Annotated in this window: 21 protein-coding genes and 3 pseudogenes; 23 read left to right on the plus strand and 1 reads right to left on the minus strand. The window is 41.5% G+C overall.

Features of this window, described 5'->3' with window-relative positions:
• The first annotated feature begins 53 nt into the window (after positions 1–53).
• The 21 genes and pseudogenes from D8872_RS09470 (at position 54) to D8872_RS11260 (ending at position 19,304) form a co-directional block, all read left to right on the plus strand.
• Positions 54–430, plus strand: a pseudogene (locus D8872_RS09470) (hypothetical protein).
• 315 nt (positions 431–745) lie between these two features.
• On the plus strand, positions 746–1,435 hold the full coding sequence (locus D8872_RS09475) for a tRNA (adenine(22)-N(1))-methyltransferase (protein WP_125390743.1): 690 nt from the start codon (positions 746–748) through the stop codon (positions 1,433–1,435).
• The gene (locus D8872_RS09480; RefSeq protein ID WP_125390744.1) at positions 1,422–2,219 is read left to right on the plus strand and encodes a Nif3-like dinuclear metal center hexameric protein; all 798 of its coding nucleotides are present in this window, start codon (positions 1,422–1,424) and stop codon (positions 2,217–2,219) included. Before D8872_RS09475 ends, D8872_RS09480 begins: the two co-directional genes overlap by 14 nt.
• Before the next feature lie 11 nt (positions 2,220–2,230).
• The gene (locus D8872_RS09485) at positions 2,231–3,343 is read left to right on the plus strand and encodes an NAD(P)/FAD-dependent oxidoreductase (RefSeq protein WP_125390745.1); all 1,113 of its coding nucleotides are present in this window, start codon (positions 2,231–2,233) and stop codon (positions 3,341–3,343) included.
• Positions 3,340–4,389 carry a hypothetical protein gene (locus D8872_RS09490; RefSeq protein ID WP_125390746.1) on the plus strand — a complete coding sequence of 350 codons (1,050 nt, stop codon included), beginning with the start codon at positions 3,340–3,342 and terminating at the stop codon, positions 4,387–4,389. Before D8872_RS09485 ends, D8872_RS09490 begins: the two co-directional genes overlap by 4 nt.
• A gap of 88 nt (positions 4,390–4,477) precedes the next feature.
• Positions 4,478–4,948: an 8-oxo-dGTP diphosphatase gene (locus tag D8872_RS09495; RefSeq protein ID WP_125390747.1), complete on the plus strand. Its 471-nt coding sequence runs from the start codon at positions 4,478–4,480 to the stop codon at positions 4,946–4,948.
• A gap of 22 nt (positions 4,949–4,970) precedes the next feature.
• Positions 4,971–5,133, plus strand: a pseudogene (locus tag D8872_RS11205) (ZIP family metal transporter); the annotation flags it as partial.
• 254 nt (positions 5,134–5,387) lie between these two features.
• The gene (gene rfbA, locus D8872_RS09510; protein WP_002904719.1) at positions 5,388–6,257 is read left to right on the plus strand and encodes a glucose-1-phosphate thymidylyltransferase RfbA; all 870 of its coding nucleotides are present in this window, start codon (positions 5,388–5,390) and stop codon (positions 6,255–6,257) included.
• Positions 6,258–6,261: 4 nt separating this feature from the next.
• Positions 6,262–6,855 (plus strand): dTDP-4-dehydrorhamnose 3,5-epimerase family protein, encoded by a 594-nt coding sequence (locus tag D8872_RS09515; RefSeq protein ID WP_015605114.1) that lies wholly within the window; start codon positions 6,262–6,264, stop codon positions 6,853–6,855.
• Between the two features lie 241 nt (positions 6,856–7,096).
• Positions 7,097–8,143, plus strand: a complete 1,047-nt coding sequence (gene rfbB / locus D8872_RS09520; RefSeq protein WP_061909284.1) for a dTDP-glucose 4,6-dehydratase — start codon at positions 7,097–7,099, stop codon at positions 8,141–8,143.
• A gap of 201 nt (positions 8,144–8,344) precedes the next feature.
• The gene (locus D8872_RS09525; RefSeq protein ID WP_125390749.1) at positions 8,345–8,947 is read left to right on the plus strand and encodes a hypothetical protein; all 603 of its coding nucleotides are present in this window, start codon (positions 8,345–8,347) and stop codon (positions 8,945–8,947) included.
• 211 nt (positions 8,948–9,158) lie between these two features.
• Complete coding sequence (locus D8872_RS09530) at positions 9,159–9,452, plus strand: cupin domain-containing protein (protein WP_125390750.1); 294 nt, start codon at positions 9,159–9,161, stop codon at positions 9,450–9,452.
• A 116-nt stretch (positions 9,453–9,568) separates the two neighbouring features.
• Positions 9,569–10,699 (plus strand): radical SAM family heme chaperone HemW, encoded by a 1,131-nt coding sequence (gene hemW / locus D8872_RS09535; protein ID WP_125390751.1) that lies wholly within the window; start codon positions 9,569–9,571, stop codon positions 10,697–10,699.
• Positions 10,700–10,702: 3 nt separating this feature from the next.
• A complete protein-coding gene (locus D8872_RS09540) occupies positions 10,703–11,440 on the plus strand; it encodes an acyl-[acyl-carrier-protein] thioesterase (RefSeq protein ID WP_125390752.1) in 738 nt (245 codons plus the stop codon).
• Positions 11,441–11,450: 10 nt separating this feature from the next.
• Positions 11,451–12,221: a TIGR01457 family HAD-type hydrolase gene (locus D8872_RS09545; RefSeq protein WP_125390753.1), complete on the plus strand. Its 771-nt coding sequence runs from the start codon at positions 11,451–11,453 to the stop codon at positions 12,219–12,221.
• Complete coding sequence (locus D8872_RS09550) at positions 12,214–12,837, plus strand: TIGR01906 family membrane protein (protein WP_125390754.1); 624 nt, start codon at positions 12,214–12,216, stop codon at positions 12,835–12,837. Before D8872_RS09545 ends, D8872_RS09550 begins: the two co-directional genes overlap by 8 nt.
• Positions 12,838–12,856: 19 nt before the next feature.
• The gene (locus D8872_RS09555) at positions 12,857–13,828 is read left to right on the plus strand and encodes a CPBP family intramembrane glutamic endopeptidase (RefSeq protein ID WP_125390755.1); all 972 of its coding nucleotides are present in this window, start codon (positions 12,857–12,859) and stop codon (positions 13,826–13,828) included.
• Positions 13,829–13,974: 146 nt separating this feature from the next.
• Positions 13,975–14,718 carry a DeoR/GlpR family DNA-binding transcription regulator gene (locus D8872_RS09560; RefSeq protein ID WP_125390756.1) on the plus strand — a complete coding sequence of 248 codons (744 nt, stop codon included), beginning with the start codon at positions 13,975–13,977 and terminating at the stop codon, positions 14,716–14,718.
• Positions 14,715–15,626 (plus strand): 1-phosphofructokinase, encoded by a 912-nt coding sequence (gene pfkB / locus D8872_RS09565; RefSeq protein WP_125390757.1) that lies wholly within the window; start codon positions 14,715–14,717, stop codon positions 15,624–15,626. The genes D8872_RS09560 and pfkB overlap by 4 nt, the downstream gene beginning before the upstream one ends.
• Positions 15,623–17,584: a PTS fructose transporter subunit IIABC gene (locus tag D8872_RS09570; protein ID WP_125390758.1), complete on the plus strand. Its 1,962-nt coding sequence runs from the start codon at positions 15,623–15,625 to the stop codon at positions 17,582–17,584. Before pfkB ends, D8872_RS09570 begins: the two co-directional genes overlap by 4 nt.
• An 847-nt stretch (positions 17,585–18,431) precedes the next feature.
• Positions 18,432–19,304 carry a vWA domain-containing protein gene (locus tag D8872_RS11260; RefSeq protein ID WP_446677435.1) on the plus strand — a complete coding sequence of 291 codons (873 nt, stop codon included), beginning with the start codon at positions 18,432–18,434 and terminating at the stop codon, positions 19,302–19,304.
• Between the two features lie 219 nt (positions 19,305–19,523).
• Here D8872_RS11260 and D8872_RS11210 read toward each other — a convergent pair.
• Positions 19,524–19,832: pseudogene (locus D8872_RS11210) on the minus strand (transposase); the annotation flags it as partial.
• A 148-nt stretch (positions 19,833–19,980) separates the two neighbouring features.
• On the opposite strand from D8872_RS11210, the gene D8872_RS09580 reads away from it, so the two are divergent.
• On the plus strand, positions 19,981–20,355 hold the full coding sequence (locus D8872_RS09580) for a DUF1149 family protein (protein ID WP_125390760.1): 375 nt from the start codon (positions 19,981–19,983) through the stop codon (positions 20,353–20,355).
• 2 nt (positions 20,356–20,357) lie between these two features.
• A complete protein-coding gene (locus D8872_RS09585) occupies positions 20,358–21,206 on the plus strand; it encodes a DegV family protein (RefSeq protein ID WP_125390768.1) in 849 nt (282 codons plus the stop codon).
• The last annotated feature ends 38 nt before the right edge of the window (positions 21,207–21,244 follow it).

Here is a 21,244-nt window from a genome sequence, read left to right on the forward strand (position 1 = left end):
TTATTTCAGCTTTTCCTAGCAGTAAATAAATAGAAAGATATAGGATGTGACAAATGTTAAAAAGACAATATGGAATATTTAAATATCCTGACGGTGATATTAGATTATCGATAAAATTCTTGGATGAAAACTATCAAACTTTAGGCGAGTTTTTTATTATTGAGGTTCATAATTTTTACACCCATATTCAGAAAGAATTGGAATCAGTTCTTACTGGTCAAAAAAAGAATCAGACTTTGGCGGTAATATGCTAAATATTGATATACGCAAAGAAGAAACAGGAGTGTACTATCAAATGGATGATGAAAGTCTTGGGGAACCTTGCTTTATTTCAACTGATGAACTATATAAATTGGTTTTAGAGTGGAAAGAAATGGAAGAAAAAATGTACAGAGGGGAAGATATTTTTCCCATAATCCTAGAAGATTGAACTAGTATAAAGACTCCAATAGAGATTCATAAAACTATTACACGGCTTGGGGTTAATCAGGTCGTGTAATTATTTAAAAGAGATTTTAGCCCTAAAGAATTAGCAAAGGTTAATCCAGTTTTCAAGAAAAAAGTCAAGAGGAGATAGAAAAATTCTATACTGGATGGGGCCAAGTCCTTTTTATTTAATTTCAATTCGTTTGTTGTAATAATCAATCTAATCAGTTTATTAACAGGCTGATTTTTGTTCCGCTGCTTTTTTTATACCCTTAAAAATGATATACTGAATAGAAGAATGTATAGAAAAGAGTAAGCAATGCAAAAAAAGACTATTTCCCAACGCTTGGAGCGAGTGGCTGCTTTTGTGCCGGATGGAGCAAAGTTGCTGGATGTTGGGAGTGATCACGCCTATCTGCCTATTTACCTGATTCAGCAGGGACGGATTGAGAAGGCTCTGGCCGGTGAAGTGGTAGAGGGGCCTTTTCAGTCTGCCCAGAAAAATGTGGCAGAGCATGGGCTGACGGAGCAGATTGAGGTTCGCCTAGCCAATGGTCTGGCAGCTTTTGAAGTAGAAGATCAGATTGACACCATCGTCATCGCTGGCATGGGTGGTCGCTTGATTTCAGAGATTTTGGAAAATGGCAGAGCTAAGCTTGCGTCTGTTTCCCGCTTGATTTTGCAGCCCAATAACCGAGAGGATGAGCTCCGCAGCTGGCTGGTATCTAAAGGTTTTCGTTTGTTGGCTGAGGATATCTTAGAAGAGGCTGGTAAGTTTTACGAAATCCTAGTGGCTGAGGCAGGCCAGCAAACTTTGACGGAGCAAGAAAAACGCTTTGGTCCTTTCCTGTTAGAACAGCAATCTCCAGTTTTTCGGAAAAAATGGCAGAAAGAACTGAAGAAATTCGAAGGAGCACTGGCCCATATCCCAGAAAAGAATGTGCTGGAACGCTCTGCTATGTCCCAAAAAATCGAAAGTATCAAGGAGGTACTCCATGTTAGCAAGTGACATCATCGCCCGTTATGAAGCCTACTGCCCGCAAGAATTGTCTATGGAGGGCGACATTTCGGGCCTGCAAATCGGGACTTTGGACAAGGAAGTGGACAAAGTTCTAGTAGCGTTGGATATTCGCGAGCAGACGGTGGCGGAGGCTATTGAGGCAGGTGCTGGACTGATTATCGTTAAACATGCGCCTATCTTTCGCCCGCTCAAGGATCTAGTGGCGGATAAGGCACAAAATCAGATGATTTTAGACCTCATCAAGCATGATATTGCTGTCTATGTCAGTCATACCAATATTGATGTTGTGGAGGACGGGCTTAACGACTGGTTCTGCCAACTTCTTGAGATTGAGGATACAAGTTTTCTCAGTCAGACGGGGCCAGATCACGGTATTGGCCGCGTGGGGAGGATTGCTCCTCAGACCTTTGGGGACTTTGCGGCTAAGGTCAAGGCAACTTTTGGACTAGATAGTTTGCGTCTGGTTACTTATGATGAAATAGATCTCGAACGTGTGGTTGAGCGTGTAGCTATTTGTGGTGGCAGCGGTCAGTCCTTTTATACGGAGGCCCTTGCCAAGGGAGCGCAAGTCTACATTACAGGTGATATTTACTATCACACAGCTCAGGAAATGCTGACAGAGGGGCTTTTGGCGCTAGATCCAGGTCACCATATCGAGGTTCTTTTTACGGAAAAATTGAAAGAAAAATTTGATACATGGAAGGCAGAAGAAGGCTGGGAGATTGAGATTCTGGCTAGTCAGGCTTCGACCAATCCTTTCCGACATATTTGAGAGGGAGCGACATGAAAAAAGTAGCAGTGATTGGAGCAGGGATTGTCGGCTCAACAGCGGCTTACTATTTGTCCAAATCTCCAGATGTTGAGGTGACTGTCTTTGATGATGGCGAGGGGCAGGCAACCAAGGCAGCTGCTGGTATTATCAGTCCTTGGTTTTCCAAGCGTCGCAACAAGGCTTGGTACAGGATGGCGCGTTTGGGCGCTGATTTTTATCAGGAATTGATTGCAGAACTGAAAGTAGCTGGAATTCAGACAGACTTTTACCAACAGACAGGTGTTTATCTGCTGAAAAAAGATGAGAGCAAGCTGCAGGAGCTTTATGATTTAGCTGCTAATCGTCGTGAAGAGTCGCCCTTAATAGGAGTCTTGAATCTTCTCAGCCGTCAGGAAGTTCATAAGAAATTTCCAGGCTTGCAAGGCTTTGAGCGGCTTCTCTATGCTTCCGGTGGTGCCCGTGTGGAGGGAGCACTCTTGACGGAGACGCTTCTGAAGGCCAGCAAGGCAGAATTGGTTGAGAAAAAGGTAAGTCTAGCAGTAGATGGGGAGCAAGTTCTTGTGGACGGACGCAGCTTTGACTGTGTTATCTTGTCTGTGGGGGCTTGGCTGGGAGAAATCTTGCAGCCACTGGGCTATGAGACAGATGTTCGCCCGCAAAAAGGACAGCTACGTGATTTTAGGCTGGCTGAAAAGACAGATGACTACCCTGTTGTGATGCCTGAGGGCGAGCTGGATATCATTCCCTTTTTGGCGGGCAAGGTCAGCGTCGGTGCTAGTCATGAAAATGATCGGGGCTTTGATTTGACAGTAGATAAGACGGTGCTGAATCAGTTGCAGCAAGAAGCGGAAACTTATTTGCCGAAGTTGTCTAAAGCAGAGATTCTAGGCGAGCGTGTGGGAACGCGGGCTTATACCAGCGACTTCTCTCCTTTCTTTGGAGCTGTGTCAGACTTGCCGAATGTCTACGCAGCAAGCGGTCTAGGCTCTTCTGGTCTGACAACTGGTCCGCTCATCGGACGCCAATTAGCTCAGATAGCTTTAGGAGAAGCAGGACTGCTAGATCCATCTGACTATCCTATTGGACGGTACGTGGAGAAGAAGATACTTAAGGAAAACAAATGATTATAATATTCCTCATTTTACTTTTATTAGTAATATCAATATTAATATCAATCTCACTTATTCTATTTACTAGACATAAAAGTCGTTCTCAACATTCTCTTGTTGCTCAAAATAATGGAGGAAATCAGGAACTAGCAAAGAATAACAAACATAAAATAGGTTTCGGTGTTTTGGGCTGTTTCCTATCTGGGGTGGTTATCGTTTGTTTCATGGCTCTTGTCTCTATGTTTCTGAATTTCATAGATATATGGGGGATTTTTGTACGAGTGCCGAAATATGAAATGGTACAGGCTGTTCAGCGCTCTTATAAGCAGAGTGGTTTTGAAGGAACGGTCAGAGTTTTAGATGCCAATAAAAACTATACCTCTTTCGCTGGCTATTTAATCAGAGCTGAATATTCTGAGGAAATTGAGGGGCAAACGGTTAAGATCGGTGACCGAATTGAGTATTACACCTCTCGAGATGAGAAAAATGGAAAAACAGATATTGACCTACAGCTTGAAAAGGGAGACGCAATTTATCAAGCTTTCCCTAGTATCGCTTATAGGGGACTTGAGCTGAGTCCAGGTTATAGTGAAACTTTAGAGACTGTAAAAGATAGTTTTACAAAGGCAGATAAGAAGAAACTATATCTTGAATCCCTTGATTTTATGATAGATAAGGATGCGCCAAATATTGATGCATACGAGGCCCTTATAAAAAAGAATCGGGCAGAAGGCCAGCCTTTGCAGGGCTTGTACCCAATCCCTATTTCTGACATGTTGGAAAAAGAGGCTCTTGCCATTGAAATGAAGGTAATTTTGAACGTGGAGCAAGACGATGGATCTATCATTAGTATTGGCCAAGACCAGAAGAATGATGATAAAATCAAGCAGATTTTACAAGAGCAGCTAGACTTAACCAAGCTACCAAATGCACGCTATCTTATGGCCATTAGTGTCGGGAAACATAGCAAGTATTTTGGATTTGGTAAATATGAAGTCATTGTTCAAAATCATCAGATCGTTCGATTTTCTATCCAAAATGAACAATATAAGTTAGAATAATCTTTTTGGGAGCTTGCTTTTAATTACAGCTTGTAGTTGTGCAAATGTATGTTTTAAAGTTACTAGTTTCATGTGAGGAAGGTTTGATATGACAGAAACTATTTTGAATTGGGTCAATATTTGTGTAAAAAAAGATGATGAAATTCTACTGCTCAATCGCCAGCATGACAATTTTAAAGGGTGGATACAACCAGGCGGGAAGGTGGAGTTTCCAGAATCTTTTTTTGAAGCTGCAAGGCGCGAATTAAAAGAAGAAACAGGGTTGACTGCTCTAAACTTGGAATTGAAAGGAATTTCAGGCTTCACTAATCCGAGTAAAAAAGAACGGTATGTGTATTATGATTTTCTTTGTACTGCCTTTGAGGGGCAAGTTAGGGGAAACGATCATGAAGGGAAGCCCAAATGGTGGAAGATTTCGGAACTTGACCAAATAGATATGCAGGACGACATACGTGAACGTTTACCTCTCTACTGGCGGAAAGGCTCTTTTGAGCGGATTCATTACTGGAATGAGGAAAAACATTGTATCGGCGAAACCAAGACAATTTTGTATGATTGATTTGAGAGGATAGGGAGAAGTTATGGACTGGTTACGATCGCAGCCTGTGGTTATGCAGGCATTCTTGGCTGGACTGTTCACATGGGGATGTACCATTGTGGGCTCGGCTGTTGTATTTTTCTTTAAAAAGGTCAGTCGTAAGTTGCTGAATATTATGATGGGCTTTGCGGCAGGAGCTATGATTTTCGTTGTGGTAGAGGAGCTGATACCGGATTCGCAGACCAATGGCAATACCGATGTGGCGACCTTAGGTCTCATGGTGGGATTTGTTCTCATGATGGTTTTGGATGTAGCTTTAGGTTGATGCCAATTTAGAATCAAAGAGCAGAAGGAAGCGGAATTTCCGCTCTTTTTTCTTTTATTTAAGGGGAGTGAAAAGGATGACATTCGCTTTCAAAAATGGTAAAATAAAGGGAATACATTAAGAGAGGAAACTCATATGAAAGGTATTATTCTTGCAGGTGGTTCTGGTACTCGTTTATATCCATTGACCCGCGCTGCGTCAAAACAGCTCATGCCGGTTTATGACAAGCCCATGATTTATTATCCACTGTCAACTCTTATGCTGGCTGGTATCAAGGACATCTTGATTATCTCCACTCCGACGGATTTGCCTCGTTTTGAGGATTTGCTGGGTGACGGCTCTGAGTTTGGTATCAAGCTCTCTTATGCAGAGCAGCCAAGTCCAGACGGACTGGCGCAGGCCTTTATCATTGGGGCTGATTTTATTGGCGATGATAATGTAGCGCTGATTCTTGGGGATAATATTTATCATGGACCAGGTCTGAGTAAAATGCTACAAAATGCTGCGGCTAAGGAAAAAGGAGCAACTGTCTTTGGCTACCATGTCAAGGATCCAGAACGCTTTGGTGTCGTAGAATTTGATGAAAATATGAATGCTATCTCCATCGAAGAAAAACCAGAACAGCCGCGCTCTAACTATGCAGTGACAGGACTCTATTTCTATGATAACGATGTTGTAGAAATTGCCAAGAACATCAAACCAAGTCCTCGCGGAGAACTGGAAATCACTGATGTCAACAAGGCTTACTTGGAACGTGGCGATTTGTCTGTTGAGCTCATGGGACGTGGTTTTGCTTGGTTGGATACAGGTACCCACGAAAGTCTCCTAGAGGCAGCACAATATATCGAAACAGTTCAGCGTATGCAGAACGTGCAGGTGGCAAATCTGGAAGAAATTGCCTATCGTATGGGCTATATCACTAAAGAGCAAGTGCACGAATTGGCGCAACCACTGAAAAAGAATGAATATGGCCACTATCTCTTGCGCTTGATTGGAGAAGAATAAGAAGATGACGGAACAATTTTTTGATAAGGAATTAGCAGCGCGTGAAGTTCCCGGAATTCCTGGAATGCTAGAATTTGATATTCCTGTTCGCGGGGACAACCGAGGCTGGTTTAAGGAAAATTTCCAAAAGGAAAAAATGCTGCCGCTAGGCTTTCCTGAAAGCTTTTTTGCAGAAGGGAAACTGCAAAATAATGTCAGCTTTTCTCGTAAAAATGTCCTGCGTGGTCTTCATGCTGAACCATGGGACAAGTACATCTCAGTTGCAGATGATGGTAAGGTGCTAGGATCTTGGGTCGACCTGCGTGAAGGTGAGACCTTTGGCAACACCTACCAAACAGTAATTGATGCCAGTAAGGGGATTTTTGTGCCACGGGGCGTCGCCAACGGCTTCCAAGTCCTTTCTGACACCGTTTCCTATAGCTATCTGGTGAATGACTATTGGGCTTTGGAACTTAAACCGAAGTATGCCTTTGTCAACTATGCAGATCCAGCTCTAGGCATCCAGTGGGAAAACCTAGAAGCAGCAGAAGTCTCAGAAGCAGACAAGAACCATCCATTACTCAAGGATGTAAAACCACTAAGAAAAGAAGATTTGTAAGAAGAATTCTTTTCTGACGCATTAATTTATATTGAAATATATGATTTAGCTCAGCTCTAATCCGAGCGAAGCGAATTAAAGAAATGATTGCCGCTGTGGTGTAAGTCATGTAACAAATTGTTTAGTTTGTTACATGACAGGGGATTTTTGAGACATTAGGCTCAAAAATAAGCAATGAAACCGGAGGTTTGCTTGCGTCCCCACCACTTAAGGCAATTATAAAAAAGTTTAAGGAATAAAAATGACTGAATACAAAAAAATTATCGTGACAGGCGGAGCTGGTTTTATCGGTTCTAACTTTGTCCACTATGTTTATAATAACTTTCCAGATGTTCATGTGACTGTGCTGGACAAGCTGACTTACGCGGGTAATCGTGCCAATATTGAAGAAATTTTAGGTGACCGCGTTGAGTTGGTTGTTGGAGATATTGCTGATGCAGCCTTGGTAGATAAGCTTGCTTCTGAAGCGGATGCTATCGTTCACTATGCGGCAGAAAGCCACAATGACAATTCGCTCAATGACCCGAGTCCATTTATCCACACCAACTTCATCGGAACTTACACACTTTTGGAAGCAGCACGTAAATACGACATTCGTTTCCACCATGTGTCAACTGACGAGGTTTATGGAGACTTGCCTCTGCGTGAAGATTTGCCAGGTCATGGAGAAGGCCCAGGTGAGAAATTTACGGCTGAAACCAAGTACAATCCAAGCTCGCCTTACTCATCAACCAAGGCAGCTTCAGACTTGATTGTCAAAGCTTGGGTGCGCTCATTTGGCGTGAAAGCGACAATTTCTAACTGTTCAAACAACTATGGTCCTTACCAGCACATCGAGAAGTTCATTCCGCGCCAAATCACCAATATCTTGAGTGGTATCAAGCCAAAACTCTATGGTGAAGGTAAAAACGTCCGTGACTGGATTCATACCAATGACCATTCATCAGGCGTTTGGACGATTCTGACCAAGGGACAAATCGGCGAAACTTACTTGATTGGTGCTGATGGTGAGAAGAATAATAAGGAAGTTCTGGAGCTGATTCTCAAGGAAATGGGACAGCCTGCTGATGCTTATGATCATGTGACAGATCGTGCGGGTCATGACCTTCGCTATGCTATTGATGCTAGCAAGCTCCGTGATGAGCTAGGTTGGAAGCCAGAGTTTACCAACTTTGAAGCGGGTCTCAAAGAGACAATCAAGTGGTACACAGACAACCAAGACTGGTGGAAATCAGAAAAAGAAGCAGTCGAAGCCAACTATGCTAAGACGCAACAAGTGATTAAGTAAGAATAGACTATCTATGCTAAGCCTTGTTATACAGGCGATATGAGACGAAGAGGCTGGGATTATTTGTCCCAGTCTTTTTTATAGGATTGTTAGCCTTTTAATCTGTTTGTTACAGAAAATGATGTAAAAATAGTGTAAAATGAGATAAATCCTTTTTGTGTTTTCAGCTAAGGATATTTCTCAAAGTAAAGGAAGACAAAAATGAAATTGATCAAAAGATTGGTAGGAATTGTTTTGGTGCTGTTGCTTGCAGCAGTGCTATTTCTGGTTCCTTCTTCTATCAATCTGAATGAACAACTAAAAAATGTTCAAGCGAATACTTCGTGGGAAAGTATGATTGAGCCAGCTTTGAGCAACGCCAATGTGACGGCTCAGGGAGTCAGCACAGAGGTCTCTCTCAATAGTGTCCAGCTTAATCAGGTGCTTAGGTCTTCGCTGACTGAGTCTGAAAATCAGGAACTATTGAACGGTGCTTACAGTATTGAAGGCAATAAGCTGCGCATCCAGTATCCGGTTAAGCTATTTTTTATTGATAGTAAGCTGGATCTAGAGGTAGATGTGACGGTGAAGGGGAGTGCCTTATACATCACAATCGATAATGCCAAGCTAGGCATCCTTCCTATCCCTAAATCTTGGGTGACTGGCATGCTGAAGCAGCAACTGCAGACCTCTAATTCGACTATCACGACGGAGGGAGATAGTTTCCTTCTACCTCTGCCGCAGAGTCCATTTAGCATTGACAAAATCAGCCTGCAGAATGGAGCTGCTAAAATCCAGATCAGTATAGCTTATGGAATTCAATGATTTTTAAATCTAATTCATAACAAATTTCTAGATTGAAGAAAAGATCTATTTTAGATGATGCTCTTCAATCTTTTTATATTTAAGAAAATTGATCGAATAGAGCATGATGAAAATACCACATTTTTTAACTTTGTAGGTATCAATTAGGAATATTAAAAAATTCTGACAATTCTTTAAAATTATGCTAAAATGAAGAAAAGGAGGGAAAACGATGAAATTTTACTCAATAGATCCAAATGTTGATGTGGTTGAAACTCCGGTTGAAGAGCAAGGACGTCTCATCCGCCATTTGCACCTTGCTAAAGGAAAACAAATTCCTGAACATAGCGCAGATGCTCTTGTTACAGTTGTCTGTCTAGAAGGGAAGGTGGATTTTACTGCCTTAGGAGAAACTGTACAATTGGTACCGGGAAGTTTTCTGACAATGGAGCCTAATGAACTTCATAGTTTATATGGTGTAGAAGAGAGCCATGTTTTAGTGATTCAGCAGTTGCTTTATCTATGATCTGCTCGAACAGGGGCTCTTTCAACATTAACTCAAGGAATTTTTCTATTTCTTGAGTTTTTTTATTCTATTTTCTAAAGGGGCTTTGTCGCTAATTTTATGCTATAATAAATACTATGCAAACTAAACCAACTTCTGCCTATGTGCATATTCCTTTTTGTACTCAGATTTGTTATTACTGTGATTTTTCCAAGGTTTTTATAAAGAATCAGCCGGTAGATAGTTATCTGGAGCATTTGATTGAGGAATATCATTCTTACGACATCAAAAAGCTTCGTACCCTCTATATCGGTGGTGGGACTCCAACGGCTCTATCGGCGCCTCAGTTGGCTTTTTTGCTGGAAAAGCTGACGGACAAGCTGGACTTGTCTTATCTTGAGGAGCTGACCATTGAAGCCAATCCTGGGGACTTGGATCAGGAGAAGATTGCTGTACTTAAAGACTCGCCTGTCAATCGGGTTTCGCTGGGAGTACAGACCTTCAATGACCGCATGCTCAAGCAGATTGGCCGCAGTCACTTAGAAAAGGACATCTATGAGAATATTGCCAATCTCAAAAAAGCGGGTTTTGATAATATTTCAATCGATTTGATTTATGCCCTGCCCAAGCAGACCATGGAGGATGTGAAAATCAATGTAGCCAAGGCCATTGCTCTGGACATTCCCCACATGAGTCTATACAGCTTGATTTTGGAAAATCATACGGTCTTTATGAATCGGATGCGGCGGGGGAAGTTGCCTCTGCCCAAGGAAGACTTGGAAGCGGAGATGTTTGACTACATTATTTCGGAGTTGGAAAAGGCGGGCTTTGAGCATTATGAGATTTCAAACTTTTCTAAGCCAGGCTTTGAGAGCCGCCACAATCTCATGTACTGGGACAATGCGGAATATTATGGTATTGGAGCGGGAGCGTCTGGCTATGTCGATGGTGTTCGCTATAAAAACCACGGGCCCATTCGTCATTATCTGCAGGCGGTGGAAGCGGGCAATGCCCGTGTGCAGGAAGAAGTGCTGACGCTGAAAGAAAAGATGGAAGAAGAGATGTTTCTGGGGCTTCGAAAGAAGTCAGGTGTTTCTAAAAAGCTCTTTGAGGAAAAATTCGGTCTCTCCTTTGAAGATCAATACGGAGATGTTGTGTCTGAGCTTACTGAGCAGGGCTTGCTAGTGCCTGACAGAGACATCGTGCGCATGACCAAACAAGGCCTCTTTTTGGGCGATACGGTTGCTGAGAAATTTATATTGGAGTAAATCATGGGCTTAACTTATCAAATGAAAATGAAAATTCCTTTTGATATGGCAGATATGAATGGCCATATCAAGCTGCCTGATGTCATCCTGCTGTCCTTGCAGGTATCGGGGATGCAGTCGATCGAGCTTGGTGTTAGTGACAAGGACATGCTGGAGCAGTATAATCTGGTCTGGATTATCACTGACTATGATATTGATGTGACACGACTGCCTCGCTTTGCAGAGGAGATCACCATTGAGACAGAAGCCTTGACATACAATCGACTCTTTTGCTACCGGCGCTTCACGATTTTTGATGAAGCGGGCGAGGCCATTATCCAGATGATGGCAACCTTTGTCCTTATGGATCGGGATAGCCGCAAGGTTCACGCTGTTGAGCCTGAGATTGTAGCTCCTTACCAATCAGAGTTTTCTAAGAAATTACTTCGTGGCCCTAAATATCCAAACTTAGAAAATCCTGTAAGCAAGGACTACCATGTGCGCTTTTACGATTTGGATATGAACGGACATGTCAATAACAGCAAGTATCTGGACTGGATTTTTGAGGTCATGGGAGCAGATTTCCTTACCCAGCATATTCCTCAGAAAATTAACCTGAAGTATGTCAAGGAAGTTCGACCAGGCGGGATGATTGCCTCTAGCTATGAACTAGACGGTCTGCAGAGTAATCACCAGATTTCTAGTGATGGCGAAGTCAATGCCCAGGCTATGATCACTTGGCAAGAGATTGAAAAAGATTAGAAAGAAATGTATGACTTATAAAGGATATTTGATCGATTTAGATGGGACGATTTATAAGGGAAAGAGCCGGATTCCTGCTGGCGAAGCCTTTGTGCATGAGCTACAGAAGCGCAAGATTCCCTATCTTTTCGTGACCAATAACACCACGCGTACGCCAGAAATGGTTCAAACCATGCTAGCTGAGAATTTCAATATTGAGACGCCGCTTGAGACTATTTACACAGCAACTCTAGCTACTATTGACTACATGCAGGAGAAAAATCTGGGCAAGAAAGCTTACGTTATTGGTGATGTTGGTCTTAAACATGCCATTGAAGAAGCTGGATATATAGAAGACACAGAAAATCCTGACTATGTGGTAGTAGGTCTGGACTGGGAAGTGGACTATGAGAAGCTGACAGTAGCGACTTTGGCTATTCAAAAGGGTGCCCACTTTATTGGGACCAATCCCGATCTCAATATTCCGACTGAGCGAGGACTGCAGCCGGGAGCGGGTGCTATCAATGCTCTCTTGGAAGCCGCTACTCGTGTTGAGCCGACCTTTATCGGCAAGCCTAATGCCATCATTATGGAAAAAGCCATAGAGCATCTAGGACTAGCGCGTGAGGATGTGGTTATGGTCGGCGATAACTACCTGACAGATATTCGAGCGGGAATCGACAATGGGATTCCGACTCTCTTGGTTACGACAGGCTTTACCCTGCCAGAAGAGGTGCCAAATTTGCCGATCCAACCGACGCATGTCTTGTCCAGTCTAGCGGAGTGGGACTTCGATGCGTGATAAGTTAAGATTTTCAGCCAGCGTCTTGTGCTTGCTAGCAGTAGCCATTTTGTTGACCATTTATCTGGCTTGGCTGTTTTACCCGCTGGAAATTTCCTATTTCGCTTTGCCCGATAGGGTTCATTTGAAAGCAGAGACTATCCAGTATAATTTCAACATTTTGATGAATTACCTGACCAATCCTTTTAGTCAGAAGCTGTCGATGCCGGATTTTCGTTCGTCAGCAGCAGGTCTGCATCATTTTCAGGCGGTCAAGTATCTCTTCCACTTGGCGCAGGCTATTTTTCTAGTTACTCTGCCTGCTTTGATTTTCTTTATCAAAAAAGTGGTCAAAAAAGGATTTTTAGCTCTTTATCAAAGAAGTTTGTTTTTCTTAAGCGTATTGCCCTTCGTCATGATTTGCTTGGCTGGCTTGATTGGTTTTAATAATTTTTTTACGCTCTTTCATCAAGTGCTTTTTGTGGGAGACAATACATGGCTATTTGATCCAGCCAAGGATCCAGTCATTTGGATTTTGCCAGAGGAATTTTTCATGCACGCCTTTATTCTTTTTGCTCTTCTTTACGAGGGAATCTTTTTAAGTTTGTATTTTTTCAGTAGAAAGACTCGTAGCTAATAATAACAAAGGAGATTTTATGAATACTTTACCTGAGCCTTTAAATCCCAAGAAAGATTTGGGAAGATTTTCAGCAAGCTGCTTCACTTATTCTATCGTGATGCTAGTGGTTGTCATACTTTATACTGTCTTTTCCTATTTCTTTGTTCTTTTTCAGCAGGGTTTTGATATAGGTAAGACTGAGGAATTTGTAAAAAGTTTTATGGATAAAGATGGCGGTTCCTACATTATCGCTTCTTGTGTGGGAGTGCTTATTTTCACGATTTTCAGGGGCAAGCAGCTTTTCACGCGAGATTTGCGCAAGAAAAATAAGAAAATGACAGCCAAAGTCTTCTTCTTCATGATTTGCTTCTTGTTTTTCTCTCAGCTGTTTAGCACTGTGACAAGTCAAATCATGAATGCTATTTTGTCTCTCTTTGGTTTGGATCTTTCTGAGATTTTATCACAGGATTTTAGTTCTCATTCAATCACCATGTTTATCTATACAACAATCATGGCACCGATTACGGAGGAGATTATTTTTCGGGGAGCAGGTTTGCGGGCTTTGGAAAAGCACGGAAAAGTATTTGCCATTGTCATGACGGCTCTCCTTTTTGGACTGTTTCATGAAAATCTCTATCAGCTTTATTTTGCTGCTATGATTGGTCTGGGATTTGGTTACATCGCTTTTGAATATTCCATTTTCTGGGTGATCTTCTTCCATATTTTCAATAATTTGGTCATCGCAGAAGGACTTGATTTTCTGACCAACTATATCCCAGAAAGTATCGTGAATCTTATAAATTATGGATTGATGACTGTAGGAACAACGGTAGTATTGATTGTACTCATCCTAAATAGGTCGAAAATTAAAGCTTATATTACTGAAAATAGATCTCAGCCGGGAACATATAAGCAAGCTCTTAAATCAGTCTGGTTCTGGGTATTTTCAATTTTATGTGTGCTTGCTGCCTTTTTGCCGATCCTTCTTGTCTATATCACTACAAGATAATAAAGAAATTAAAAGAAGTCTAACAGGCTTCTTTTTTTCTATATTCAAACAAATGATTTATTTTGATAGAAAATGATAGAAAATGCTTGACTTTGAAATTTAATCTTGTATAATAGAACTGTAATCGATTGCAGAGGAGGTATTCTATGCTGAAGTCGAAAAGAAAGCAGCTGATTCTCGAGAAAGTTATGAAAGATAAATTTGTTTCTTTAGAGTATCTAGTAAAAGCTTTAAACACTTCAGAATCAACTGTTAGAAGAGATTTAGATGAGCTTGAAAGCGAGCGGAAGTTGAGGCGTGTGCATGGCGGTGCCGAGAGTCTTCACTTCTTGCAGGAGGAAGAAAGCAATCAAGAAAAATCTATCAAAAACATTCAAGAAAAAACCAGAATCGCTCAGAAAGCAGCCAGCTTGATTCAAGAATACGATGTCATTTTTATTGATGCAGGGACGACCAATGAACTCTTAGTCAATGAATTGCACGATCCGAGCGTGACGGTGGTGACCAACTCGATCCACCATGCAACTAAGCTAGTGGAGCGCAATATTCCCACAGTGATTATTGGTGGAGTGGTAAAACGCTCGACAGATGCTAGTATTGGTGGTGTCGCTCTAAATCAAATCGGCCAGCTGAATTTTGACAAGGCTTTTATCGGAATGAATGGAATTGACAGTGGATTTTTCACGACTCCAGACATGGAAGAAGGAGCAGTGAAACGCGCTATTCTTGAAAATGCTAAGAGAACTTATGTTTTAGCTGATGCTTCAAAGCTGGGCAATACATCTTTTGCAAAAGTGGCCCCAATATCGCGCGCAAGGCTTATTACAAACCAAACTGAATCTGAAGTGATTCAAAAGATTAAAGAAAAAACGGAGGTAATAGAAGCATGATTTATACAGTCACACTCAATCCTTCCATTGACTATATCGTTCGTTTGGACCAAGTTCAAGTCGGTAGTGTCAATCGTATGGACAGTGATGATAAGTTTGCTGGTGGGAAAGGAATCAATGTCAGTCGTGTCTTGAAACGCTTAGATATTCCAAATACAGCGACTGGATTTATCGGAGGCTTTACTGGTAAATTTATCACAGATACATTGGCAGAAGAAGAAATTGAAACTCGTTTTGTCCAAGTGGCAGAAGATACGCGTATCAATGTTAAAATCAAAGCAGACCAAGAAACAGAAATCAATGGAACGGGTCCAAATGTCGAACCAGCTCAGCTAGAAGAATTGAAAGCTATTTTATCTAGTTTGACAGCAGAAGATACGGTTGTATTTGCTGGTTCAAGTGCTAAGAACTTGGGAAATGTCATCTATAAGGATTTGATTGCATTGACACGCCAGACTGGTGCGCAAGTGGTTTGTGACTTTGAAGGACAGACCTTGATTGATAGTTTGGACTACCAGCCACTTTTGGTCAAACCAAACAATCACGAACTAGGAGCTATCTTTGGTGTTAAACTCGAAAGTTTAGATGAAATCGAGAAATACGCTCGTGAGTTGCTAGCTAAGGGTGCTCAAAACGTGATCATCTCTATGGCTGGGGACGGTGCCCTTTTGGTAACATCTGAGGGATCTTACTTCGCTAAACCAATCAAAGGAACAGTCAAAAATTCAGTAGGAGCTGGCGACTCCATGGTTGCCGGATTTACAGGTGAGTTTGTAAAATCAAAAGATGCAGTAGAAGCCTTCAAATGGGGAGTGGCCTGCGGAACGGCAACTACTTTCTCGGATGACTTGGCAACAGCGGAATTTATTAAAGAAACATATGAAAAAGTTGAGGTAGAAAAACGATGAAAATTCAAGACCTATTGAGAAAAGATGTCATGTTGCTGGATTTGCAGGCAACTGAAAAAACAGCTGTCATCGAAGAGATGATTAAAAGCTTGGTCGATCACGGTTATGTGACGGATTTTGAAACATTTAAGGAAGGAATCCTAGCGCGTGAAGCCTTGACTTCAACTGGTTTGGGTGAGGGAATTGCTATGCCTCACAGCAAGAACTCTGCTGTCAAAGAAGCAACCGTTCTCTTTGCTAAGTCAAACAAGGGTGTCGACTATGAGAGCTTGGATGGACAACCAACTGATCTTTTCTTCATGATTGCAGCTCCAGAAGGTGCTAACGACACTCACTTGGCAGCCTTGGCTGAATTGTCCCAATACCTGATGAAAGATGGCTTTGCGGATAAACTGCGCCAAGTTACTTCGCCTGATCAGGTGATTGAGCTTTTTGACCAAGCTTCAGAAAAAGCAGAAGAACCTGCTGTTGTTGAACCTGCCAATGAAGGCGGAGATTTCCTTGTAGCTGTGACGGCTTGTACAACAGGGATTGCGCATACTTACATGGCTCAAGAGGCCTTGCAAAAGGTCGCTGCTGAAATGGGTGTTGGCATCAAAGTTGAAACCAACGGTGCCAGTGGTGTCGGAAATAAACTGACAGCAGAAGATATCAAAAATGCTAAAGCTGTTATCATTGCAGCTGACAAGGCAGTAGAGATGAATCGCTTCGACGGCAAGCCGTTGATCAATCGTCCAGTTGCAGATGGTATTCGTAAGACAGAGGAACTCATCAATCTGGCCCTTTCTGGAAATGCAGAGGTTTACAAGGCTGCTAATGGCAGCGCTGCAGTAGCTAGCAGCAATGAAAAACTTAGCTTGGGCGGAGCTTTTTACAAGCACTTGATGAGCGGTGTTTCTCAAATGTTGCCATTCGTTATTGGTGGCGGGATTATGATTGCCATTGCCTTCTTGCTGGATCAGATCTTAGGCGTGCCAAAGGATCAGCTTTCTAATCTGGGAAGCTATCATGAGATTGCAGCTCAATTTAAGGCAATTGGTGGTGCAGCCTTTGGCTTCATGTTGCCAGTATTGGCTGGTTATATCGCTTACTCAATCGCTGAAAAACCAGGTTTGGTTTCTGGTTTTGTAGCTGGTGCAATTGCTAGCAGTGGCGCATCATTTGGTGGTGTTGCCTTTGCTGCAGGTGGTGAGAAGACACTCTCTCTAGCGGGTGTATCATCTGGTTTCCTTGGAGCTCTGGTCGGTGGTTTCTTAGCTGGTGGTGTGATTTTAGTCCTTCGCAAATTACTTGCAGGTCTGCCTCGCTCACTTGAAGGTATTCGCTCCATCTTGCTCTTGCCACTTCTTGGTGTTCTTGTGACTGGATTCCTTATGTTGGCAGTCAATATCCCTATGTCAGCAATCAATACAGCCCTCAACGATTTCTTGGCTAGTCTAAGCGGAAGCTCTGCGGTTCTTCTCGGTCTCTTAGTCGGTGGTATGATGGCTGTCGATATGGGTGGACCAGTCAACAAAGCAGCTTATGTATTTGGTACAAGTACACTGGCAAGCACTGTTTCAACTGGTGGTTCTCCAGTCATGGCAGCGGTTATGGCAGCCGGTATGGTTCCACCGCTTGCAGTATTTGTTGCAACTCTACTTTTCAAAGATAAATTTACTACTGAAGAACGTGATTCTGGTTTGACAAATATCGTCATGGGGCTTTCCTTCATCACAGAAGGTGCGATTCCTTTTGGAGCTGCTGACCCAGCCCGTGCAATTCCAAGTTTTATCGTCGGTTCAGCTCTTACAGGTGCACTTGTCGGTCTGTCTGGCATCAAACTTATGGCTCCTCACGGAGGAATCTTCGTTATCGGTTTGACTAACAACCCAATCCTTTACCTTGTGTATGTTTTGATTGGTGCAGTTGTCAGCGGTATTCTTTTCGGATATTTGCGTAAACCACTGGAAAAATAAAACATATGCGAAAGAATCTTGATGGTTTATCAAGATTCTTTTTGCATCTTCTAGAATCTTGATAGGCAGAGGTCTCATTGTTAGGTGAAATAAAAGGAAATGAAATCTTGATAAAAACTTTACTTACAGAAATAAAATAAGAAGCGTTCTTTAGATTAATATCTATACCATGTTTTGAAAATAATTTCAAGAATTGAATTTGTTACCAAAGAGAATCTAGAATCTGATTTTAGTAAATATAGCAAGTTGTTCCGAACATTAGATCATATTTGACAAATTCCCTTGATATTGATACAATATAATCAAAATTTATTAAAGGAGAATATTTATGAAAAATAAGAAGCGTTCTTTATTTTGGAAATGCAAATCTGTTTTATTTTCAGTTGCCCTAGCATCTGTATTCACAACGGTTACACAAGCTGATGCTGATGAGGTAAATAAGCCAAGTCAAGCTGCTAATGAGCTAGCTCAAATAAGCTCAAATGAACTTGCTGCTAAAACAACTCAGNCTAATCAACAACTTTCTGAGACAGCCAAAGAGATTCAAGAAAAGGTTAGTACTCCAGTAGTGCCAATTGATAAGGCTAAACCTGGTGATGTAGTGAAAGTATCTACTACTTCTACTGATGTCAAAGTGGATACGAAAGAAAATGAAGCCGGTACAGAAGCTGTTGCTAAAGCAGAGGCTTCTGTGAGTGTTGAGACAACTAGTGTAGCTGCTAAAGGAACTGCTGTTGGAGAAAAAGCGCCAGTTGCTACATCAAAGACAGTTACCGATCATGTTGATACGGATGAGTATGTAGCTGATGTTACTCAGACCATCAAGAAGACAACATTTGAAAAAGTGATGAAAGAAGCAGATGTGACAATTACGAAGCAATCGTCTGGTTCTGCTGACATCGTTTTTACTATTGATAAGTCAGGTTCAATGGGTTCATCTATTCAGAATGTTATGCAAAATATTGAGGCTTTTGTCCGTGATTTGGCTAGTAAAAAGGTTGATGCTCGCCTTGGCTTAATCGCGTATGAGTCTGCTAAGGATGTTCAATATTTCGATTTTAATGGGTCTAAATTCACTAAGAATGTAGAGGAGTATATTAAGGCTCTTAGATCTATTCAAACAGGCGGTGGAACAGAAGAGCCTACAGCCCCTCTTCATCATATTGCAACTTCAAAAGATTACGATTGGTCTACAGCTTCTAATAATCGTCGTTTTGCTTTCTTGATTACTGATGAAAGTATTGATTTCAGTACTCCAGGTATTCCAACAGTAGAAGAAACTCTGAAAGCTCTTAAAGCGGCTGATATTTCCCTATCAGTTGTGGGTGTAACATACGAAAAAACGACTTTTAAACCTCTAGTTGAAGGAACAAAAGGTCTTTACCTTGATATTCGTCAAGAATTTTCTAGTCTTTTAAATCGTGATTTTACAAATCATGTTGTTAAGACTGTCCAAGAAGGACGTGTTTACCGCATTGTGACAGAGAAATATGACTTCTTGGCAGAAGCACATGTCGTACTTAAGCAAAAAGCTCCAGCTCCTACAGTAGCGAAACCTATTGGAAGTACGAAGCCAGTTTATCATACTACATCAATTTCTAATAAGGTGGCTGAATTACCAAAAACTGGGGAGCAAGTTTCTTCAGGTTTGGCTGTAGTTGGAGTAGCATTAGTTGCAGTAGCTTCAGGATTGACTATTAGTGCTAAGAAAAAAGACTAATAGAGTCATGGATAAAGTAAGTTTTACTTGCTTTTCGAAAGTGATATAAGTCATGTAAGAAGAAGCCTTGGTTTTGTACAATACAGAACTAAGGCTTTTTGGTTCTTTGTTAACTTGTAGCTGGGTGATGTTAGTTAACATTGATTTCTTTATTGATCAATACATAGGAAAGGATGGGCGATAAAAACGTTTATTCCTTAGTTTTTGACTATCTTGTTAGATGAGTTTCCAGCATCGTTTTATTGTCTTGTAATCGCGAGATTTTTGATCAAATTGTTTCATGATTTGGATGTGAAGGCAGTCCATAGTCTGATTTAGGTGTTGTACATGTGAAAGCGATCGAGGACAATTTAAGCAGAAAGAAAGAGATCCTTAGCTATGTTGTAGTATACCCATGGCAATAACTATAAGTCCGTTTCGAACCAGTCTGGAATAGCGCCGAAATCAATTACAAGTAGTTACTTGAGCACATCCATCTAAGGTAGTTATAATCTTTCTTGAATTGAAATCTTGCGCAATAAAACTTATTTAAAAATACTAAATTTAAGATTTGCTTACACTTGTGCAATGTTAGGAGAAGTTTTTTATCTATTTGTTGGGTAGGCTCCTTTTTTACATAGAAACTTTCCTTAAATTATGTTATAATGGACTATCGTATATTTTTAGGAGAATAGTAATGGAATTACAACGTGAACAAGAATTTGTCAGCCAGTATCATTTTGATGCACGCAANTTTGAATGGGAAAAAGAGAATGGAACACCTGAAACAAAAGTTGACGTGAATTTTCAGCTGATTGAAAGAAATGAAGAAAAGAATTCAACATCCATGATTGTGATTTTGACTTTCATGATTGTGTTTGATCGTTTTGTAATTAGTGGAACGATCACGCAGACAAATCATATTCAAGGACGTTTGGTGCAGGAACCTAGTGAGTTTGAGCATGAAGAAGTGGAAGAATTGGCGCGTCCTTGCTTGACTATGCTCAATCGCTTGACGTATGAAGTGACTGAAATTGCGCTAGATTTACCAGGTATTAATTTGGAGTTCTAATGATGAAATTAGCGGTTATAACGGATTCGTCCGCTTTTTTACCGGATAGCCTTCGTGGAAATGACCATCTTTTTGTGCTCGATATTCCAGTAGTGATTGCTGGAGAGACTTATGTGGAAGGAAAAAATCTGACAGCCAGTGAGTTTTATGAGAAAATGGCTGCTGCAGATGATTTGCCAAAGACAAGTCAGCCTAGTGTGGCAGAGTTGGAGGAGACGTTGACGCGTCTTGCTAGCGAGGATTACACGCATGTGCTGGGGCTCTTTTTATCCAGTGGGATTTCAGGATTTTATCAAAATATCCAGTATCTCAAGGACGAGTTTCCTGACTTGAAAATCGCTTTTCCTGATTCAAAAATCACCAGTGCTCCGCTGGGTCTCATGGTTGAAAATGCTTTGACTTGGGCTGCGGAAAGACAGGATTTTGAAGAGATTTTGCTCAAGATTCAGAGACAAATCGATGGAACCAGTGCCTTTATCATGGTTGACGATCTCAATCATCTGGTTAAGGGCGGTCGTTTGTCCAATGGTGCAGCTATTTTGGGAAATCTCCTAAGTATCAAGCCGATTCTGTATTTTAACGATGCAGGTGTCATTGAAGTCTTTGAAAAGATTCGGACAGAAAAGAAAGCGATTAAGAGATTGATTGAAGTAGTGGAGGAAAAAACTGCCTCTGCTTCTTATCAGGTCATGGTGATTCATGGGAATGCTGAAGAGAAGGCGGAAAGCTTACGCCAGCAGCTGATAGTGGCTGGCATAGCGGACGATATTCCTCTTGCTACTTTTGGTAGTGTGATTGGAACTCACTTGGGCGAGGGTAGTGTCGCTTTGGCCTACATTCCGCTGGTCTAGAGTTTTGCAGAGCGGTTAGTCAAGAATAGAGAGAGGTT

Source organism: Streptococcus cristatus, assembly GCF_003943815.1.
Lineage (GTDB): Bacteria > Bacillota > Bacilli > Lactobacillales > Streptococcaceae > Streptococcus > Streptococcus cristatus_F.

What these genes read in the sequence shown, in the direction of transcription:
- D8872_RS09475 (WP_125390743.1), top strand. Translation starts at nt 746, where the DNA reads ATGCAAAAAAAGACTATTTCCCAACGCTTGGAGCGAGTGGCTGCTTTT.
- D8872_RS09480 (WP_125390744.1), top strand. Translation starts at nt 1,422, where the DNA reads ATGTTAGCAAGTGACATCATCGCCCGTTATGAAGCCTACTGCCCGCAA.
- D8872_RS09485 (WP_125390745.1), top strand. Translation starts at nt 2,231, where the DNA reads ATGAAAAAAGTAGCAGTGATTGGAGCAGGGATTGTCGGCTCAACAGCG.
- D8872_RS09490 (WP_125390746.1), top strand. Translation starts at nt 3,340, where the DNA reads ATGATTATAATATTCCTCATTTTACTTTTATTAGTAATATCAATATTA.
- D8872_RS09495 (WP_125390747.1), top strand. Translation starts at nt 4,478, where the DNA reads ATGACAGAAACTATTTTGAATTGGGTCAATATTTGTGTAAAAAAAGAT.
- rfbA (WP_002904719.1), top strand. Translation starts at nt 5,388, where the DNA reads ATGAAAGGTATTATTCTTGCAGGTGGTTCTGGTACTCGTTTATATCCA.
- D8872_RS09515 (WP_015605114.1), top strand. Translation starts at nt 6,262, where the DNA reads ATGACGGAACAATTTTTTGATAAGGAATTAGCAGCGCGTGAAGTTCCC.
- rfbB (WP_061909284.1), top strand. Translation starts at nt 7,097, where the DNA reads ATGACTGAATACAAAAAAATTATCGTGACAGGCGGAGCTGGTTTTATC.
- D8872_RS09525 (WP_125390749.1), top strand. Translation starts at nt 8,345, where the DNA reads ATGAAATTGATCAAAAGATTGGTAGGAATTGTTTTGGTGCTGTTGCTT.
- D8872_RS09530 (WP_125390750.1), top strand. Translation starts at nt 9,159, where the DNA reads ATGAAATTTTACTCAATAGATCCAAATGTTGATGTGGTTGAAACTCCG.
- hemW (WP_125390751.1), top strand. Translation starts at nt 9,569, where the DNA reads ATGCAAACTAAACCAACTTCTGCCTATGTGCATATTCCTTTTTGTACT.
- D8872_RS09540 (WP_125390752.1), top strand. Translation starts at nt 10,703, where the DNA reads ATGGGCTTAACTTATCAAATGAAAATGAAAATTCCTTTTGATATGGCA.
- D8872_RS09545 (WP_125390753.1), top strand. Translation starts at nt 11,451, where the DNA reads ATGACTTATAAAGGATATTTGATCGATTTAGATGGGACGATTTATAAG.
- D8872_RS09550 (WP_125390754.1), top strand. Translation starts at nt 12,214, where the DNA reads ATGCGTGATAAGTTAAGATTTTCAGCCAGCGTCTTGTGCTTGCTAGCA.
- D8872_RS09555 (WP_125390755.1), top strand. Translation starts at nt 12,857, where the DNA reads ATGAATACTTTACCTGAGCCTTTAAATCCCAAGAAAGATTTGGGAAGA.
- D8872_RS09560 (WP_125390756.1), top strand. Translation starts at nt 13,975, where the DNA reads ATGCTGAAGTCGAAAAGAAAGCAGCTGATTCTCGAGAAAGTTATGAAA.
- pfkB (WP_125390757.1), top strand. Translation starts at nt 14,715, where the DNA reads ATGATTTATACAGTCACACTCAATCCTTCCATTGACTATATCGTTCGT.
- D8872_RS09570 (WP_125390758.1), top strand. Translation starts at nt 15,623, where the DNA reads ATGAAAATTCAAGACCTATTGAGAAAAGATGTCATGTTGCTGGATTTG.
- D8872_RS11260 (WP_446677435.1), top strand. Translation starts at nt 18,432, where the DNA reads ATGAAAGAAGCAGATGTGACAATTACGAAGCAATCGTCTGGTTCTGCT.
- D8872_RS09585 (WP_125390768.1), top strand. Translation starts at nt 20,358, where the DNA reads ATGAAATTAGCGGTTATAACGGATTCGTCCGCTTTTTTACCGGATAGC.